This window comes from Bifidobacterium sp. UTCIF-39, from assembly GCF_006408715.1.
In the GTDB taxonomy this organism is placed as follows: domain Bacteria; phylum Actinomycetota; class Actinomycetes; order Actinomycetales; family Bifidobacteriaceae; genus Galliscardovia; species Galliscardovia tissieri.
The window spans coordinates 35,865-54,872 of sequence record NZ_JEOG01000005.1; the positions used below are offsets into that span (position 1 = coordinate 35,865).

The following is a 19,008-nucleotide window of genomic DNA, read 5'->3' on the forward strand; positions in this document are numbered from 1 at the left end:
GTGCGGCCCGTCGTTTTCTTCGTTTTTCTTTTTCCCGGCCCACCGGCCGACGGTGCGATGCCGTTCCGTATCGCGTTCTGTATTGGTGGGCTACTAGCCTGACGATGGTATGAATAATCCTAAAAGGAGGGGTCCGTTGACCAAGGTAGAGGATTTTCAGGGCAAGACCGTGATGGTGGCCGGACTGGGTGTATCCGGCGTGAGCGCGTGCGAGCGACTCAGGGATGCGGGAGCCACGGTGCTCGCATACGATGAGCGCAAGCCCGACGCCGATCTGCATAAGTTCGAGGACATCGACTTCGATGCACTGGATGCCATCGTCACCTCGCCGGTATTCGCGCCGTCCACACCATTCCTTGCCGAGGCGGCCAGGCGCGGCATCGACACGATGAGTGAGGTCGAACTCGCCTGGCGTCTGCGCGTACCCTCCACCTCCACCGGCAAGCCGGCGTCATGGGTGGGTATCACTGGTACCAACGGCAAGACGTCGACCACGGAAATGACCTCCGAGGTGTTGCGTGCCGCCCGTCTCAAGGCCCCTGCCGTGGGCAACATCGGCACGCCGGTCTCCTCAGCTTCGGTGGATCCCGCCAACGATGCGCTCGTGGTGGAACTCAGCTCGTTCCAGATGCACTACACCGATTCCCTTGAACTCGATTGCGCGGCGATCACCAATCTTGCCGACGATCATCTCGACTGGCATGGCGGATTCGAGAACTACGCCGCCGACAAGGCGAAGGTGTACCGGGGCGTCAAGCGCGCACTCGTCTACAATGCCGACGACGCCCGGGTGACGGCGTTGGCCGAGGTCGCCCATCCCGCCGAGGGATGCCGCAGGGTCGGCTTCACTCTGGGGGCACCCGCCGCGGGACAGATCGGCGTCGAGGACGGCTGGATTGTGGACCGCAGTGGTCTGCGTGACGAGGACGCGGCCGAACGCATGGCCCGGGTGCTTGACTTCACGCACCTGTGTGAGCCGGATGGTACTGTCTACCCGCATCTGCTGGCCGACGCCCTGTGCGCGTTGGCGCTGTCCCTGGGCATGGGCGTGCCCGCGGCGACAGCCATCGGCGCGCTCAAGCAGTTCGCTCCCGGTGGCCATCGCATCGCCAAGGTCGCCGAAGCCAAGGTGCCCGGTGGCAGCATCCGATTCGTCGACGATTCCAAGGCGACCAATGCGCACGCCGCTCACGCCTCGCTGTCCAGCTTCGCCCCCGGTTCCGTCGTCTGGATCGCCGGGGGGTTGGCCAAGAGCTCCCGTTTCGAGGATCTGGTGACCGATCAGGCGCATACGATGAGCGCCGCCGTGATCATCGGCGTGGATCAGAAGCCCATGCTGGAAGCGTTCGCGGCCAAGGCCCCCGAGATCCCGCTGACCGTGATCGATCCCGAACCCCGCGACACGGTGATGGATCGTGCCGTCGAAGCCGCTGGATCCTATGCCAAGGCCGGTAGCGTGGTGCTGATGGCCCCTGCCTGTGCGTCCATGGACCAGTTCAAGTCGTATGCCGATCGCGGCGATCGTTTCGCCAAGGCCGCGCGGCAGTGGGTGGCTGCGCATGGCGAATAAGCCGACCGGAAAGCCCGTCCGCACCTCCCGATCGGGAGGTGCTTCCTCCGGGAAGAAGGCGGTGACCGTCCGATCCCGATCCTCGCTGGGCCGCGACCCTGTCCGCCTCGGCCCCGACGATTCCGACGACTCGGATCTCAAGGGTCTCGACAAGGCCGTGGCCTTGGTCACCAACGGTTCTCCGGTGTCCAAGGGCAGCATCGACGGCAGTTCGACGAAACCAGTCGACTACAGCGGCATCCGCTGTCTGCTCAATCCTGTGTGGTGCTACTACGGGTTCATCATCTCCGTAACAGGACTCACCCTGTTCGGGTTGCTCATGGTGTTTTCCAGTTCCGCCGTCGATATGCTTGCCAAAAGCATGCCGACCTGGTCCGAGCTGCTTTCGCAGACGGCATTCGCCGTTCTGGGATGTGTGATCGGTTTCATCCTTTCCAAGATTCCGGTGAAAGTGTTCCGCAAACTGTCGAAGATCGCCATAATCTTTGGCATAGTGGGCCAGCTGGCCACCATGATCCCCGGCATCGGATCCGAAGCCGGCGGCAACATCGGATGGGTCGATCTCGGCGTGGTTCGTTTCCAGCCCGCTGAGATCCTCAAATGGGTGCTGATCATTTGGATGCCGGCGTCTCTGCTCGCGTCACGGGCAACGGCTAAACGAACGGTCAAACGCAAGCCGTTGCTGTCGTTCAATTCGCCGCCATGGATGAGGAAGATCGGACGGATCGTGGAGCGCTTCGTTCCACGCCAGTACTGGGCCCCGATCTTTGGATTCACGCTTGCCTTCCTTGCGGTGCTTGTCGGCCGTGATCTTGGCACCGGCATGATCGTGGTGCTCATCGGCGCGGTGGTGCTGCTGGTGGGAGGATTCCCGCTGCGCATGTTCGTGGTGCTTGGCGGGATAGGTGCGGCTGGCATCGTGCTCGCGTTCGTCACCGGAAGCTCAAACCGTATGAGTCGTATCATGGCGACATACGGTGAATGCTCGACCGCGGACCTGACCGGTGTGTGCTATCAGTCGATTCATGGCACCTATGCGTTGGCCTCGGGCGGGCTGACCGGCGTGGGATTGGGCAACTCGCGCGAAAAGTGGAACTACCTGCCCGCCGCACACAATGATTTCATCTTCGCCGTGATCGGTGAGGAACTCGGATTCCTCGGCGCATGTGCGGTAATCCTTGGATTCGTGATCATGGGCTGGTGCATGATCAATATCGCGGTGCGTCATCAGGACGCCTATGCCCGTATGGTGATCATGGCGTTCACCGTATGGCTGGTGGGACAGGCGCTGGTCAACATCGCCGTCGTTGTGGGACTGCTGCCGGTCATGGGTCTGCCGATGCCGTTCATATCGTCGGGTGGCACGGCGATGATCATGTGTCTGGCCGCTGCGGGAACAGTGGTCAGCATGGCTCGATCACAGACCGAGATCAAGGCCGCGGTATCGCACATATGATCCGTTCTGTCATCTGCCGACGTGATTCGGCGTCCGACTCGGACATCCGATGTTGACCGCCGCGGGCGCTATGCTCGTAACCATGTCTGATCGAGTAAGCATCGTGCTCGCCGGTGGCGGCACCGCAGGTCATGTCAATCCGCTGCTGAGCATCGCATCCGAAATCCGCAGAATCCGTCCGGACGCATCAATCAGCGTCATCGGCACCGAGGTCGGTCTGGAGAAGCGGCTCGTTCCCGCCGCCGGTTTCGAGATGGACACCATCGAGAAGGTGCCGTTCCCGCGTTCGATCAATGCAGACGCCTTCAAGTTCCCGATGCGATGGATTCGCGAGACCGGCCGTGTCCGGCGCATCCTCACCGAACGGCACGCCGACGTGCTTGTCGGCGTAGGTGGCTACGCGTCTGCTCCCGCATACTATACAGCCCACAAGATGGGTATTCCCGTGGTGATTCACGAGCAGAACGCTCGAGCCGGCATGGCGAACAAGCTCGGCAGCCGTTGGGCCGATTTCATCGGCACCGTCTACGACAACACCGGTCTGACGGCACGCCCCGGAGCGGTCATCGAACGTGTGGGCCTGCCGCTGCGTCCCGCCATCGCACAGGTCGCCGAAGCCATGGAACAGGATCGTGCCGCGGCCCGCGTCGCCGGAGCGACGGCACTCGGTCTCGACCCGACACGGCCCATCGTGCTGGTCACCGGAGGCTCCCTGGGCGCGCAAAGCCTCAACATCGCTGTGTCGAACACCGCCCGGGAGCTGCTGGACGTCACCCAGGTCATTCACCTGACCGGCAAGGGCAAGATCAGCCAGGTACGCAAGCTCGTCGAAGCCTCCGCCGGAGCGGACGTACTCTGCGGCATCGGACCGGACAGCGCCGGTCGGGGGGACTACCACGCCGCCGAATACCTCGAACGCATCGATCAGGCCTTCGCCTGCGCTGATCTTGTCATCTGCCGTTCCGGTGCCGGCACCGTGGCTGAAATCGCGGCTCTGGGACTTCCCGCCGTATACGTGCCGCTGCCCATCGGCAACGGCGAGCAGCGCTACAACGCCGAACCGGTGGTGGAGGCGGGCGGCGGCTTCCTGGTGCTCGATGCCGACTTCACCAGCGAATGGGTATCCGGACACGTTCCCGCACTGCTCGCTGATGGCGACAGGCTCAGCGATCTGGCCAAGTCCGCGTGGACCTACGGCATCCGCGACGCCGCCCACACCATGGCCGAACGCGTGCTCGATTTCGTCGACAAACGATAACAATGAACAACAATGAACGATGCGATGAGAGACGCGGATATCGCCCCGAACCCGACTGGGCAATATCCCGTCCTCGTCGATAATGGAATGAGTTTGCTTCCGCGTCATAAGGAGAATCTTTCGTGACTGATCACGCTTCCGACAACACCATCGTGCTTGAACCCACCAGCCGGCCGCCGCACGCCGACTCGCTGCGCGTGCAGGATCTCGGTCGAACCCATTTCATCGGCATTGGTGGCGCCGGCATGAGCGTGCTGGCGGAGATCCTGCATGAGCGGGGCGTTGACGTGCAGGGATCGGACCGCGAACTCGGCCCCAAGGCCGAACGTCTGCGCACCCTTGGACTCACGGTGATGATCGGCCAGAAGGCGGAAAACGTGCAGGGCGTGGACACCGTGGTCTGGTCGAGTGCCATCAAACCGGACAATCCGGAGATCGTGGCCGCCGTGGAACAGGGCGCGCGACTCATGCATCGCAGTGACATCCTCGCCCTGCTTATGCGAGATTCGCGTGCGGTGACCGTGGCGGGAGCGCACGGCAAGACCACCACCAGTGCGATGATCGCCCACATTCTCGTCAACGCGGGTACCGGCGAACTGGCCGACCCCAGCTACGCCATCGGTGGCTCCATTCAGGGACCCAACGGCACGATCGACGGCGGCCATGCCGGCAAGGGAGGCGTTCTGGTGGCCGAAGCCGACGAATCCGACGGCAGCTTCGCCAAATACCATCCCGAAATCGCAGTGATCACCAACGTGGAGGCGGAACACCTCGATCACTACGGCACTGCGGACAACTATCGTCAGGCGTTCGTCGACCATTCCCACCACGCCACGGGCCATGTGGTGCTGTGTGCGGATGACGAGGGCGCGCTCGCCGTCCTGCGTGCGATGAGCCCGGAGTCCGCGGCGAAGGCCGTCGCCTATTCGACGCATACCGTCGACGAGATCGGCGACATCAACGGAGCGTCGTTCGCGCATATCGACCATGAGGCCGAGGCCTCCGCGGACGACACCTCCGATGCCGTGGAATCCTTCGTTCTGCATATGCCAGCTGGTCTTGGAGGAACCGACGCCGATGCCGTGGACATCACCGTCGGACTGCGCATCCCGGGCATTCACAACGCCCGTAATGCCTCCGCCGCCATCACCGCGGCCACGCTGCTGGGCATGGACCCGCATGACGCCGCACGTGCCGCAGGCACCTTCCGTGGAGCCGCGCGCCGATTCGAGATCCGTGGCGAACGCGCCGGCGTGACCATTGTGGACGATTACGCGCACCATCCCACCGAGATCGCGGCAATGCTTGACGCGGCCCGTCGTCGTTTCCCGGAGTCCACAGTGCGCGTGCTGTTCCAGCCGCATCTGTTCTCCCGCACCATGTTCTTCGCGTCCGACTTCGCCCACGCATTGGCCAAGGCCGACGATGTGATCGTCACGGGAATCTTCCCCGCGCGTGAGAAGCAGGCCGACTATCCGCAGATCGGGCCGCAGACGGTCGTTGACGCCGCCGAAGGCATCGAGCATGATCCCGAGTCGTGGATTCAGGCAGTACCGGACATGTGCCAGGCCGCCAAGATGCTTGCCATGCGATCCCATCCCGGCGATGTGATCTTCACCGTCGGTGCCGGCGACATCACCAATATGGCCGAAGTGCTGCTGAGCGTGCTTGAGGCTCGTTCCGCGGGTACCCGCTGAACCAAGGTCGGGTGATCATGGCCGGACGTGTCGTCTCCTCGTCGGATTCGTCCCAGAGAGGAAACGGGAAGCAGACCTCGGACCGTGCGGGTGCTCACGGGTCCGTCGCAAAGCGTACGCCTCGCGAGGCAAGCGGCGTGGCCCGTTCCGGGGCGGGAGTCCGTAGCAAGGACGGTGATTTCGTCGACGCGCGTACCATGAAACCACGCAAATCGGTGTCCGAGCGACTTGACAGCCCGGATTTCGGCGGCCCGGGCCTGTTCGCCCGTCCCAAGGTGGTGAATTTTCCCGAACGTCTCAAGGAACGCCGGCAGGCACACCGTCGGGAGATGGCCGTACGCATCGCCATCGTGGTGGCCGTGATCGCCGCAGTGGTGGCGCTTATCTGGGGGCTGCTGTTCTCCCCGTTGCTGAGACTGCATACCGACCAGATCACGGTCGGCGGCACGAACACGTGGGTGTCGGCCAGCGAAGTGGCCGATATCGCCTATGCCCAGCAGGGCAAGTCCCTGCTGCTGGTCGACACCGACGGCATGGAGGAGAAGATCAGCGATCTACCGGGAGTGACCTCGGCCAAGGCGGTGAAACGGTATCCGCATGGCCTTGACGTTACGGTGAAGGCCGAGATCCCCGCGGCAGTGCTGCAGGTTTCCGAATCGGACTACACGGCGGTCGACAGGGAGGGGCGTGTGCTCAACGCGGTGAACGCCTCGGTGAAGGGCATCCCCGTGATCGAGGTGAAGGATGCCAAGAAGAGTCTGGACAACAAGGCCGTCAAGCAGGCGTTGCAGGTGCTCGGCTCCTTGGATGAGCCCATGCGTCAGAAGATCACCAAGGTGGAGGCCAAGACGCAGGACTCAATCACCACCACGCTCGACGACGGCTACACGATCATCTGGGGCAACTCGTCGCAGATGAAACTGAAGAAGGCCGTGGTGGACACGCTGTTGTCGAAACCCGATCAGCTTGAGGGGGCAAAGACCATCAATGTGGCGGCGCCAGACAAGGCCACCATCAAATAGGAGTGGACTGGTCGAGGGGCGGCCGCAGCGGTGTACAGGCGACTGCGGCCAGCGGCTGGAGAGACTGCTGAGCCTGTTCAGTGCATGAGCTCATCGGTGTCGTAGTTGATCGTCACCGGTCCGTCATTGGTCAGACTCACCTGCATATGCGCGCCGAAACGGCCTTCCTTGACGGTCAGTCCGTAGGAGGCAAGTTCACGGTTGAAATCGTGCCAGACCTGTTCGGCGTGATGAGGCTCTCCAGCCCCGGTGAATCCGGGACGGTTGCCGCGGCGCACATCGGCGAACAACGTGAATTGCGAGATGGACAGTACGGAGCCGCCAACATCGAGAATCGACTTGTTCATCTTGCCGTTGCCGTCCTCGAATACGCGAAGATGAGCGATCTTGCGGGCCAGCCATGCCACCTGATCGGGGCCGTCCGTGTCGGCGACGCCGACCAACAGCATGAATCCCCGATCGATCGACTGTGGAATGAAGGGCTCCTCGTCATCGGACTCGGGAATGACATCCACCGCGGCCCGACTTACTTTCTGCACTACGATACGCATGCCAGTCAGTGTATGCCGTGCCATGCGACATGCATTCGGAGGACGTGGGGCCGGTTCGGTTGTCCGACACGACGGTCGTCCGGATGATATGCCAAGGGCCGGTGGACGCTGATCGGCGCGTTCACCGGCCCTTGCTTATTGACGACTATCGTTGCAATGCTGACGATACTGCCGTCGTCGTTGCGATTGTGGTCTGATTCCGCAGACCCTATCTGGACCTTACTTGGAACGAGACACGAGCTCGGCCTCGATCTCCTCAAGCGACTTGCCCTTGGTCTCGGGGAGGCACTTCGCGACGAACGGGATGGACAGCACGGCGAACGCGGCGAAGATGGCGAACGGGCCGCCCACGTTGTTGTGGAACGCGGCAAGAAGCATCAGGAAGAACTGGGAGACAATGAAATTACCGATCCAGTTCGCGGCTGAGCCGATCGAGGTGCCGATGCCACGCACGGACAGCGGGAAGATCTCGCCGATCATCACCCAAGCCAGCGGGCCCCACGATACGGCGAAACCGAGGATGTAGATGGCGATCAGCACCATGGTCGGGATGGCGGCATGGCTGACATCGCCGAGGAAGTTGAGCAGGGCGAGCGCGACCAGCGACACGGCCATGACGATGGATCCGAAGAACAGCACGGTCTTGCGGTTGAAACGATCCATGAAGATCGTTGCGACGATGGTGGAGACGAAGTTGACCACGCCGATGCCCACCGACACCCAGATCGCCTGATCAGCCGGGAAGCCGAAGCCCTTGATGAACACCTGGGGCAGGAAGTAGATCACCGAGTTGATGCCCACCAGCTGCTGGAACAGCATGATGCCGATGGCGGCGATGATGGCCGGACGGGCGGTGGTGAACAGCTCCTTGACACTGCCCTGCTTCTGCTGCTGTGCGCCTTCGGCACCGGCGACGCGCTTGATCTCATCCAGTTCGGCGGTGACTTCGGTGGCGTCCATGTCTTTGCGGATCAGCTGCAATACCTTGAAGGCGTTGCGCATATCGCCCTGCTTGACTAGATAACGGGGGGACTCAGGCAACAGGATGCCGCCGATCAGCAGCAATGCGGACGGAATAAGTGCGGAACCGAGCATCCAACGCCAGTCGCTGAAGCCGAGCAGGTTGTGGTTGAGGAAGCTGAGGTTCGACACATAGGCCAGCAGAATGCCGAACGTGACCATGAGCTGGAACAGCGTGGACAGGGATCCGCGGTGTTCCTTGGGGGCGAGCTCGGCCAGGTAGGCCGGCGTAAGAGCGGATGCGGCACCTACGGCCAGACCCAGCAGAATACGGGCGAGCACCATCCACACGAAGCCGGTCGCCGTGGCCGACAGGCCGGAACCCAGCAGGAACAGAATCGCGGAGACGATGAGCAGCTTCTTGCGGCCGTACTTATCGGACAGACCGCCGATGGTGAGTGCACCGATCATCGATCCGATCAGCACCGACGAGGTAATGAATCCGGTCTGCGCCGCATTCAGCGAGAACTCGGATTCGATCAGTGGCGAGGCACCGGAGATGATGCCGGTATCGAATCCGAACAGCATGCCTCCCAGCGCTCCGAATATGAAGATGAACGTGTTATTAAGTGGGAATCGCATCGAATCTCCTTTGTCTCGGTCCTTCCACTTCCGCTGTTCCGATCCGGCGAACCGACCGGAAAACAAAAAAAGACCTGAGACACGGCTTTGCGCCGTGCCTCAGGTCTTGCCTCGTTTTACCAAGTAGCAACCCTGCTGATCAAAACAACTGATTTGGAGCATAGACGCAAAATGAACATTTGGCAAACCGGATGATTCCGCATGGTTTTAAACCGCTGAAATTGCAACAAAAAAGCCATCCAGATGGTGTGTCTGGATGGCTTTGCTTGTGGAGTCGCCGGGAATTGAACCCGGGTCCGATGACCGTACCCTCAGTCTTCTACGTGCGTAGTCTGCTGGCCAGGTGGCTATCTGTCTGCCCCCGCCTGTGTCGCAGACAACTGGCGGCGGGCATAGTCACAGCAAAAGTCCCTGAAGCGCCCTGTGACGCAATGCTTCAGGCAAGTCTCCTAATGACGCTCAGCATCTCCCCGGAAACATGGGAGAGTGAACGGAGCGGCTGCTCGCTGGTTAATTCTGGCGCGAAGCTCAGGCAGCGAGAGCGAACTCAGTGCGGTTAGATTTAGCACTTATTCTTTGCGGGAGGACATTAACGAGTGGACCCCCGCGTTCTCGGCACGCTTCCCTGTGACGAACAGGTCACCGTCGAAACCGATCGACCCCGATATTGAATTATCAATCAACTGCCGACATACAAAGCCGGACATTTCAATATACCGTTGAAATGTCCGGCTTGTCAACAAGGAGTGTCGCTCATGGTGAAATTCCCGATGGAACATCGGCCAAGGTGAGCGAAACGGGGAAGGAGAGGATCACTCGGCCTTCTGCTTCGCCTCATACTCGGCGATGTAGTCGGGCATGACCTCCGGGTACTCCGGCCAGGCACCGGCCTGGGTGCACACGTATGCGGCGGTGTTCACGGCGGCGCGGTGGGCCTCCTGCAGGGACTTGCCGAGCAGGATGTTGATGGTGAACGCGCCGGAGAAGGAGTCGCCGGCACCGATGGTGTCGGACACCTCCACGCGCGGCGTGGGCAGGGTGGAGATCTCGCCGTTCTTGGCGAGGATGGTGCTGAAGTCGGCGCCGGCGGTCAGGATCACGTAATCGAGATCGAAGTTGTCCATGAACCACTTGCAGGCTTCCTCGTCGGTGCCGGTGATGCCGAACATCGGGCGCAGCAGCACGAGCTCGTCATCGTTCAGCTTGAACACGGTGGCGTCGGCCAGCTGCTCTTCGATGAGCTCCTTGGAGTAGTGGTCGCCGCGGATGTTGATGTCGTAGTAGCGCAGCGTTTCGGGACGGCTCATCTTGAGCAGCTTCATGATGGTGTCATGGGACTCCGGCATGCGGCAGGCGAGGGAGCCGTAGCAGATGGCGTCGGCCTTGCGCACCAGGTCGATGAGGTCCTGGGTCAGCGCGATGTGGTCCCAGGCCACGTCCTTGACGATGGTCCACTCGGGGATGCCGTTCTCCAGCTTCACGTCGGCGCGGCCGGTGGGGTAGGCGTTGCGCTGCAGGATGGACTTGATACCGGTCTTCTCCACCGCGGCCAGCAGCTCATCGCCGAGCTCGTCCTGGCCGATGGCGCTGATCGAGTAGCCGTCGGCGCCGTTCTTGGTGGCGTGGTAGATGAAGTTGACGGGGGCGCCGCCTGCGCGCTTGCCTTCGGGAATCATGTCCCACAGGATCTCGCCAAGGCTCAGGACGATCGGCTTTTTGTCGGTCATTGGTTTTCCTTTCTCTGGCATCTCGTCCACGAGATGGTCATATTGGTTGCTGTTGATCGGTTTTCGTTCGTGTCGGCGTCTGGTCGTTCGCGGCCCTTGCGGGGTCACATCCCTTCCGTCTGTTCGACAAATTCTGATGGGTGCTCGAGGAACTGCGCGGTGGCTACCGCGGCGGCGCCGTTGAGCGTGGCATCGACGGGCAGGTCGGACAGCATGATCTCGGTCGTCCGGTCCAGCACGGGGATGACACGCTGCGCCACGATGTCTCGCACCCGTTCCAGCATCGGCTCCCCGGCTTCCGCCATGATGTCGCCGATGATGATCTGCTTGGGGTTGAAGGCGTTGATGATGGTGACGCATCCGTATCCGATGTACGTGGACACGTCGCGGATCAGGGCGAGCGCTTCCGGATCGCCGTTGCGGGCGAGCGAGAATGCCGCCCGGCAGGCTTCGGCGTGGTTCATGTATTCGGAACCGGGGACGAGCCCGGATTCCGTGACCATTCCGTGGAAGGCGACCGCGGAACAGTAGTTTTCCAGACATCCGACGTTGCCGCATTCGCAGGGCTTGCCGGCGGCGTCGATGCTGATGTGCCCGATCTCGGTGGCCGCGCCAAGCTCTCCGTTGAGGAGTTCGCCGTGATCCATGAGCCCGAGTCCCACTCCTTCGCCGATCAGGTAGTAGCCGAGATTGCGAGAAGTGGCCTCCGGGTTGAACAGCGCCTGGGCGAGCGCGCCGGCGCGGGCGTCCTGCTCGATGAAGACGGGTACGCGGAATTCGGCGGAGAATTCCTCGATGAAGTTGACGTTTCGCCAGCCGAGCATGGAGGTGACCACGGCGGTGCGTCCTTCGTCGCGCAGGTAGGGGCCGGGTACGGCCATGCCGATGGCGACGATGGAGTCGTCCTTGTCCAGGATGGATCGGATGCGGGTTTTGATGTCGTCGCAGGTCTCGCGGATGGTGTCGTTACGGACCGGCGGCAGCGTCTGCATGGATTCGAGATTGCCGCCGAGGTCGAATACGCCGATCTGTGCGAGGGAGCGGGCGAATTTGACGGCGATCACGCGGTATTTCGACTCGTTGAGTTGCAGGCCGATGGACCGGCGTTTCTTGATGCCGTCGAGGTTGCCGGTCTCACTGACCACGCCCATGTCGATGAGCTGTGCCGTGATTTTGGTGATGGCCGCGGGGGTGAGGTCGAGCTTGCGGGCGATGTGCGCTCGGGAGCAGATGCCGTCGCGGTGCAGCAGCTGGATGATGCGGGAACGGTTCAGTTCGGCCATGGAGGCGTGCGTACTGCCGGGTGGTGCGATCATATGGCCTCCTTGACTTCGTCGTCGGCGGCAGGCGAACACGTTTCATGCGGTTCGTATTGTCGTCAATCGGTTGGATTTCGTATCGTGAATATATTAACATCGTTAATTAATTAAGCGCAAGCGCGACACGCGGATCGTCGTCGATTCGCGTGTATCATCGTAATCGAACGGACGTTCGACGACTGTCGGTGACACGGCTTGGAAACGAATGACGTTTTATCGTTTCGGTATGGGAGAATGTGACCACGGACGCATATCGCGCATCGCTGATCGCGTATGGGTCATGATTACGATTCCCCGCGAATAGGAGGGTGTGTTGCCAAGACAGAGAAACGCGGTCATTGTCACTCACAGGCAGCTGGCGACCACCGGCACCGAGGTCAAGGAGGTGGTGGAGCAGCTCAAGTCCGTCGGATTCGACGTGACGATCGTGGACAATCTCGAGGCTCCGCCGTTTGCGGCCGGTGAGGTGCAGACGTTCAACCCCGAAACGGAAATCGTGATCGTGCTTGGCGGTGACGGTACCATTCTGCGCGCTGCGGAGCTTGTCAAGGGCACCGACGTGCCGATCGTCGGCATCAATATGGGACATGTCGGCTTCCTTGCCGAATTCGAAAGCTTCCAGACCCAGGATGCCATCGCCAAGATCGCCGCCCGCGACTATTCGATCGACGAGCGTGTGATCGCATGGGTGGATGTGTGGGTGCCCGGAGCCACCGAACCCATGCATGACTGGGCGCTCAACGACGTGACGCTCGAACGTGCGGACCGGGGCAAGATGGTGGAGCTCAGCATCAGCGTGGACGATGTGGAAATGAGCTCCTTCGGATGCGACGGCGTGATCGTCTCCACGCCCACCGGGTCCACGGCGTACGCGTTCTCCGCAGGCGGACCGATCATCTGGCCGAATGTGGACGCTCTGCAGCTCGTGCCGCTCGCCGCGCATGCCCTGTTCTCCCGTCCGCTCGTCATCGGCTCCAAGTCGTCGTTCACGCTCGACATCTCCGCGGATTCTTCGAGCGAGGGGTGGATCTGCTGCGACGGACGCCGGCAGCGCAATCTGCCGCGGGGATCGCGCGTGGTGGTTCGGCAGTCGCCGAACTCGTTGCGTCTGGCGCGTCTGGTCGGCGTGCCGTTCACCAGCCGTCTTGTAGGCAAGTTCGATCTCCCCGTGATGGGATGGCGGGAGTCAGGCAAGAATCGCGGCTCGAAGGAGTCAAGGGAGGACAAGAGGCGGTAATGCTCGAAGAACTGGAGATCCGCTCACTTGGCCCCATCCGTCATGCAGTGGTGAATCCGGCTCGCGGCATGACCGCGATCACCGGCGAGACCGGTGCAGGAAAGTCCATGCTGCTGAACGCCCTCCGGCTGATCTCGGGAGGCGCCGTTCCCGCGCGCACCGTATCGGAGGGGGACCGGGAGGCATGGGCGCAGGGCGTATTCGATATCGCGCCGGGTGGGACCGTGGACGCCATCGCCCGAGACGCCGGTGCCGAACTCGGCGACGACGGATTGTTCCTGTCCCGTACCCTGCCCGCACAGGGACGTTCACGTGCCGTGCTTAACGGCAGAAGCGTGCCACGTGCCGTGCTTCGTGACCTGACCGACGAACTGATCGCCATCCACGGACAGGCCGACCAGCTGCGCATGGCATCTCCCGCCCGGCAGCGGGAATTCCTCGACTCATACGCCGACGACGCGGCCGAACTCGACGACTATCGTGCGGCATGGAAACGGCTCAACGATTGCGATGCCAAACTGCGCGCGATCGTCGAACAGGAGTCGGAGACCACACAGCGTGCCGACTATCTCCGTGAATCCATCGACCGCATTGACCGTACGGCCCCCCACGACGGTGAGGATGCGGAACTCAAGGCCATGCGCGATCGTATCGAGAACTCGGCCGCCATCATGCAAGGGGTCGGCGGGGCGCTCGCCGCGCTCGATCCGGGGCAGATGGGCGTGGATTCGGAGACCGGAGGAGCGATGGCCATGATCGAGCAGGCCGTGCACTCCCTGCAGTCCATCGGCATGAAGGGGACCTACGCCGAAACCGCGGAACGTCTGTCATCAGTGGAAACGGAACTGTCCGACATCGTCTTCACCCTTGGCGGCCTGCTGGAACAGGAGGACGGCGAAGGCGATCTCGATCAGATCAACGGACGCATCCACGAGCTCGACGAACTCGCCAGACGGTGGGGACCCACCCTCGCCGATGTCATCGCCTGGAGGGAAAAGGCCGGGTACGAGCTGGAGGACCTCGATGCATCCCCCGAACGCGTGGCGAAGCTCACCCGCGAACGGGATGAAGCCCACGCCGCCGCGCTCGAGGCCGCCGAGAGGCTGGGGAAGCGACGCCGCGACGCGGCGGCCGAACTCGCCGATCATGTAACGAAGGAACTCGAATCGTTGGCTATGGCCGGAGCCCGACTCGACATCGAAGTGGACCGGCGTGACGGACTCGACGCGCACGGCGGCGACGACATCCGTTTTCTGTTCACCGCGTTTCCGGGAGCGCCGAGTCTGCCGATGGGCAAGAGCGCGTCCGGCGGCGAGCTCAGTCGACTCATGCTGGCGTTGGAGCTGTCCGCGGCGCAGAAGGGGTTCTCGTCCGTGTCCGGTCAGGACATGACGTTCGTATTCGATGAAGTGGACGCCGGCGTGGGCGGACGTACGGCCGCCGAGCTCGGACGACGTCTGGCGCGACTCGCCGAGAACGCGCAGGTGATCGTCGTCACGCATCTGGCGCAGGTGGCCGCTTGGGCCGACGCGCAATTCGTGGTATCCAAGCGCGCCGACGAATCCGATGCCGATGCGGTACGTACCACTGTGGACGAGGTGCGTGGCGAAGCCCGTGAACGTGAGATCGCCCGCATGCTCGACGGCGGCGAGACCGATACATCGCTGACGCATGCGCGGGAGCTGCTCGACGCCTGTCATTCGTGATGGCCGAATCGGGATGTCGGCTCCCGCGGATAGCGTGGATGCCGTCAAGTTGCAGGGGAACCCGACTCGGCGCCGACGATGCGTATTCGCATGCGGCGCGCGGTGGAACGGGTTGAGAAAGGCATGACGCCTGACCCTTTGAACCTGTTGGTTAACACCATCGTAGGGAGGAACGATTATGAGCGTACTGACGCCCGTGCTGTCCATCGCAGGATCCGACTGTTCCGGAGGTGCCGGAATTCAGGCCGATCTCAAGACCATGAGCGCCAACGGCTGCTTCGCCATGTCCGTGATCACGTCCGTCGTCGCCGAGAACACCGCCCGCGTGATCTCCGTGCTCGACGTGGATCCGAAGATCATCGCCGATCAGATCGACGCCGTGTTCGAGGACATCCGTCCAAAGGCCGTGAAGATCGGCATGCTCGATAATCCGGACATCATGCAGGTCGTGGCCGACAAGCTCGTCGAGTATCAGGCCGAAAACGTGGTCATCGACCCGGTCATGTACGCCAAGAACGGTGCTCCGCTCATGGACCCCAACTGCATCGACTCGCTGATCAGGATCGTGATCCCGCACGCCGACGTGCTGACGCCGAACATTCCCGAGGCCGAATGCATCTCCGGACTGAAGATCACGGATCTTGAAGGCCAGAAGGCCGCGGCGAAGGCCATTCAGGAGATGGGTTGCACGTCCGCGCTCGTCAAGGGCGGCCACGCCACGGGCGACGCCATCGACGTGCTGTACGACGGCAAGAACTTCTATGAGTTCTCCGCCAAGCGCATCAACACCAAGAACACGCACGGAACCGGCTGCACGTACTCGTCGGCCATCGCCGCCAATCTTGCGCTCGGCCATCCGTTCCACGAGGCCATCGATCGTGCCAAGAAGTACGTGACCATGGCCATCGAGCATTCGCTGGAGCTCGGCAACGGCAACGGTCCCACCAATCATTTCTGGGATCTGTACGCACACGGCCTTGCCGGTTTCGATGCCAATGCCTGATTCCCTGATTTCGCCGTGCCGTCCGGCAACTCGTCCGGCAACGCGAGTGCGGGCAAGGCCGCCATCTTCGACCTCGATGGCACGCTGCTCGATTCAATGCACGTGTGGACCGACGTGGACAACGAATTCCTCCACGGCCGAGGACTCGACGTGCCCGCCGACTATGCCGAATCCATCGCCCACCTGTCGTTCGAAGGGTGCGCGGAGTACACGATTCGCCGGTTCGGTCTGCCGGACAGCCCACAGGATCTCATGGACGAATGGAACCGCATGGCGTTCGACGCCTATGCCACCACCGTGCCGCTCAAGCCGCATGCGGAGGAGTACCTGCGCCACCTCAAGTCGTCCGGTGCCAAGCTCGCCGTGGCCACCAGCCTGCCGCCACGGTTCCGTGAGGCAGTCCTTCGTCGACTCGGCATCTACGATCTGTTCGACGCGTTCAGCAGCGTGGATGATGTGAACAACGTCGGCAAGGACCGGCCCGACGTGTACCTGCATGCCGCGGCCCAGATTGGCGTGGTACCGACCTGCTGCACGGTATTCGAGGACATTCTTGTGGGCATCCGCGTGGCCAAATCCGTCGGCATGCGTGCATGGGCCATGTACGACGCCTCATCGAAAACCCAGTGGCGGCAGATCACCGCCATCGCCGATGGCGTCATGCACGACTTTTCCGACGCGCCGCTGATCCTCTAGACCACCGACCTTCCTTACTCATATTTTCTACGGCCATTCAGACCGATGTTTGCCGATTTGCCGATTTCACATCCCGAAAGGAACCCAACATGCCCCTTACCCGATTCCTTCCCGATCACCCCTTCGCCGAACGCCTCTACAAGGCCGCCGAACCCGTATGGGAGGAGGGCGTCGACCAGCCGTTCCTCCGCGAGCTCGGCGACGGCACACTCGACCGTGAGAAGTTCGTGTTCTACATGCTGCAGGACTATCTGTATCTCAATGACTACGTGAACGTGCATGCGCTCGCCTTCGCCAAGTGCGACGATCCGGCCATCCGCACGCATCTGTCGAACGCCATCGCCGGTGCCTCGAACGAGACCGAGCACGTGCACGACTTCTTCCGCGACACGTTCGGCATCACCCGTCAGCAGATGGACGACGCCCGTCAGTCGGCGTTTGCTCGCGCCTACACGTCGAATATGATCGCCATCGCACACACCAGGCCGCTGGTCGACGTGCTTGTGGCGCTGCTGCCGTGCGCCTGGGTGTATGCCGACTACGGCACGCGCATCGCGGCACGCATCGGCGATGCAATCGAGACGAACCCGTATCGCGCATGGATCGACATGTACAAGACCGACGAATTCTGGCAGTCCGCCGTCTGGTTGCTCGACGACATCGAAAAGCTGTCCGTCGGACTGAGTGAGGACCACAAGCGCACGCTCACCGAACAGTTCGTGGTGGGCGTGGAACACGAATACATGTTCTGGGACAGCGCCTACCGTCTCCAGCAGCGCTGGAAGCCCGAGTGGAAGTAGAACGAAACACTGAATCTGGGTCTATCCATGTCATGAAGAGCCGCAATACGCCCTGCTCATGATACGGATAGACCCAGATCCCACATTGGTGTTGGGCTGGTGCGTGTCGCGCTCGCTAAGATGGCAGACGAATCTCGCCCGACGCGGTCCAATAGGCAAGGTGACCGTGCGGTTCGGGCGTCAATGATGTCAGTCAAGGAGAAATGAACATGAAGATAGCCGCCTTCGAGGTGCGCGACGACGAGCGCAGATCGTTCGCCGATGAAGCAAACCGGGTCGGTGTGGCCGTTGAGCTGCATAGCGAATGCCTCGGTCCCGACAACATCGGTCTGGTTGCCGGTTGCGACGGCGTCAGCACTCTCGGCCAGAGCCATATCGACGCCGCCATGATCGACGCGCTTGCCGATGCCGGGGTCAAGGTGGTGGCCACCCGCACGATCGGGTACAACCACATCGATCTCAATGCGGCCAGACGGCGTGGCGTCATGGTGCTCAACGCCGACTATGCGCCGAACGGTGTGGCCGAATACACGGTGATGTTCATCTTGCTCGTGTTGCGCAACTACAAGCCGGCGCTGTGGCGCGGTCAGGTCTACGACTTCTCGCTTGGGGGATTGCAGGGGCGTGAACTGCGCAATCTCACCGTCGGTGTGATGGGCATCGGTCGCATCGGCGCGACGGTGATCCAATGCCTGACCGGATTCGGCTGTCGCATTCTCGCCTATGACCCGCATCCGAAGGCCGCCGTCGCGGAGCACGCCGAATACGTTGATCTAGAGACCCTGTACGCGCAGAGCGATGTGATCACGCTGCACATGCCGCTGCTCGATTCCACGTTCCATATCATCAACCGTGAGACGATCTCCCGGATGAAGGACGGCGTGGTGCTGATCAACTGCGCCCGTGGCGAGCTCATGGATCTTGACGCGCTGATCGACAACATCGAGGCCAAGAAGATCGGCGGACTCGGCCTTGACACCGTGGAGACCGAGGGCGAGCTGATCCATCGCGATCGCCGTACCGACATCCTCACCAACCGAGGCATCGCCTACCTGCGTCAGTTCCCGAACGTGGTGATGACGCAGCATATGGCGTTCTACACCGACGCCGCCGTGCGCAGCATGGTCTCCTGTTCCGTCGATGGCATTCGCGCCGTGCTGGAGACCGGGGAATTCCGCACCCGCATTGCGTAGCGTGTGTGATGTGTGATGTGCTACGCGTGACGAGTGACGCGTGGTGAGATGCGATCCCTTCCTGCATGATCTGCGGGGAGGGATCGTTCGTAGGGGGCGGATCGGACGGCCTGCTCAACTGTTATGTCTCCGAGTTGAACAGTTACCATAACTGTGATACTGTTATATGCA

At 62.0% G+C, this 19,008-nt stretch carries 15 protein-coding genes, 1 other RNA gene and 1 riboswitch; of the genes, 11 read left to right on the plus strand and 5 right to left on the minus strand.

Features of this window, described 5'->3' with window-relative positions; all coding sequences use genetic code 11:
- The first annotated feature begins 172 nt into the window (after positions 1-172).
- From murD to EP30_RS02985, 5 genes are all read left to right on the plus strand, one after another.
- On the plus strand, positions 173-1,570 hold the full coding sequence (gene murD, locus EP30_RS02965; protein ID WP_258185347.1) for a UDP-N-acetylmuramoyl-L-alanine--D-glutamate ligase: 1,398 nt from the start codon (positions 173-175) through the stop codon (positions 1,568-1,570).
- Positions 1,560-3,026: an FtsW/RodA/SpoVE family cell cycle protein gene (locus tag EP30_RS02970; RefSeq protein ID WP_181160764.1), complete on the plus strand. Its 1,467-nt coding sequence runs from the start codon at positions 1,560-1,562 to the stop codon at positions 3,024-3,026. Before murD ends, EP30_RS02970 begins: the two co-directional genes overlap by 11 nt.
- Before the next feature lie 82 nt (positions 3,027-3,108).
- Positions 3,109-4,284, plus strand: coding sequence for a glycosyltransferase (locus tag EP30_RS02975; protein WP_140556011.1), 1,176 nt, complete (start codon positions 3,109-3,111; stop codon positions 4,282-4,284).
- A 122-nt stretch (positions 4,285-4,406) separates the two neighbouring features.
- Positions 4,407-5,981, plus strand: coding sequence for a UDP-N-acetylmuramate--L-alanine ligase (gene murC, locus EP30_RS02980; RefSeq protein ID WP_140556013.1), 1,575 nt, complete (start codon positions 4,407-4,409; stop codon positions 5,979-5,981).
- Positions 5,982-5,998: 17 nt separating this feature from the next.
- Complete coding sequence (locus tag EP30_RS02985) at positions 5,999-7,003, plus strand: cell division protein FtsQ/DivIB (RefSeq protein ID WP_140556016.1); 1,005 nt, start codon at positions 5,999-6,001, stop codon at positions 7,001-7,003.
- Between the two features lie 77 nt (positions 7,004-7,080).
- Here the strand turns inward: EP30_RS02985 and dtd are convergent, their stop codons facing one another.
- The 5 genes from dtd to EP30_RS03010 form a co-directional block, all read right to left on the minus strand.
- Positions 7,081-7,554 carry a D-aminoacyl-tRNA deacylase gene (dtd, locus tag EP30_RS02990; RefSeq protein ID WP_140556203.1) on the minus strand — a complete coding sequence of 158 codons (474 nt, stop codon included), beginning with the start codon at positions 7,552-7,554 and terminating at the stop codon, positions 7,081-7,083.
- A 219-nt stretch (positions 7,555-7,773) separates the two neighbouring features.
- On the minus strand, positions 7,774-9,156 hold the full coding sequence (locus tag EP30_RS02995; protein WP_094663399.1) for a sugar porter family MFS transporter: 1,383 nt from the start codon (positions 9,154-9,156) through the stop codon (positions 7,774-7,776).
- 266 nt (positions 9,157-9,422) lie between these two features.
- Positions 9,423-9,819: a transfer-messenger RNA gene (ssrA, locus tag EP30_RS03000) on the minus strand.
- A 149-nt stretch (positions 9,820-9,968) separates the two neighbouring features.
- Positions 9,969-10,883, minus strand: coding sequence for a carbohydrate kinase (locus EP30_RS03005; RefSeq protein ID WP_140556018.1), 915 nt, complete (start codon positions 10,881-10,883; stop codon positions 9,969-9,971).
- Positions 10,884-10,987: 104 nt separating this feature from the next.
- Positions 10,988-12,199, minus strand: a complete 1,212-nt coding sequence (locus EP30_RS03010) for an ROK family transcriptional regulator (RefSeq protein WP_140556020.1) — start codon at positions 12,197-12,199, stop codon at positions 10,988-10,990.
- Positions 12,200-12,515: 316 nt separating this feature from the next.
- Between EP30_RS03010 and EP30_RS03015 the strand changes: the two genes are divergently transcribed.
- The 6 genes from EP30_RS03015 (at position 12,516) to EP30_RS03040 (ending at position 18,837) form a co-directional block, all read left to right on the plus strand.
- Positions 12,516-13,439: an NAD kinase gene (locus EP30_RS03015; protein WP_140556022.1), complete on the plus strand. Its 924-nt coding sequence runs from the start codon at positions 12,516-12,518 to the stop codon at positions 13,437-13,439.
- A complete protein-coding gene (recN, locus tag EP30_RS03020) occupies positions 13,439-15,145 on the plus strand; it encodes a DNA repair protein RecN (protein ID WP_140556024.1) in 1,707 nt (568 codons plus the stop codon). The genes EP30_RS03015 and recN overlap by 1 nt, the downstream gene beginning before the upstream one ends.
- Before the next feature lie 43 nt (positions 15,146-15,188).
- A riboswitch (TPP riboswitch) is annotated at positions 15,189-15,331 on the plus strand.
- Complete coding sequence (thiD, locus tag EP30_RS03025) at positions 15,324-16,148, plus strand: bifunctional hydroxymethylpyrimidine kinase/phosphomethylpyrimidine kinase (RefSeq protein ID WP_219846786.1); 825 nt, start codon at positions 15,324-15,326, stop codon at positions 16,146-16,148. (Overlaps the previous riboswitch by 8 nt.)
- A gap of 15 nt (positions 16,149-16,163) precedes the next feature.
- Complete coding sequence (locus tag EP30_RS03030; RefSeq protein ID WP_258185332.1) at positions 16,164-16,844, plus strand: HAD family phosphatase; 681 nt, start codon at positions 16,164-16,166, stop codon at positions 16,842-16,844.
- An 89-nt stretch (positions 16,845-16,933) separates the two neighbouring features.
- Entirely contained in the window at positions 16,934-17,644 is a 711-nt protein-coding gene (gene tenA / locus EP30_RS03035; protein WP_140556026.1) for a thiaminase II, read from the plus strand.
- 209 nt (positions 17,645-17,853) lie between these two features.
- The gene (locus EP30_RS03040) at positions 17,854-18,837 is read left to right on the plus strand and encodes a D-isomer specific 2-hydroxyacid dehydrogenase family protein (protein WP_140556029.1); all 984 of its coding nucleotides are present in this window, start codon (positions 17,854-17,856) and stop codon (positions 18,835-18,837) included.
- Positions 18,838-19,008 lie beyond the last annotated feature (171 nt).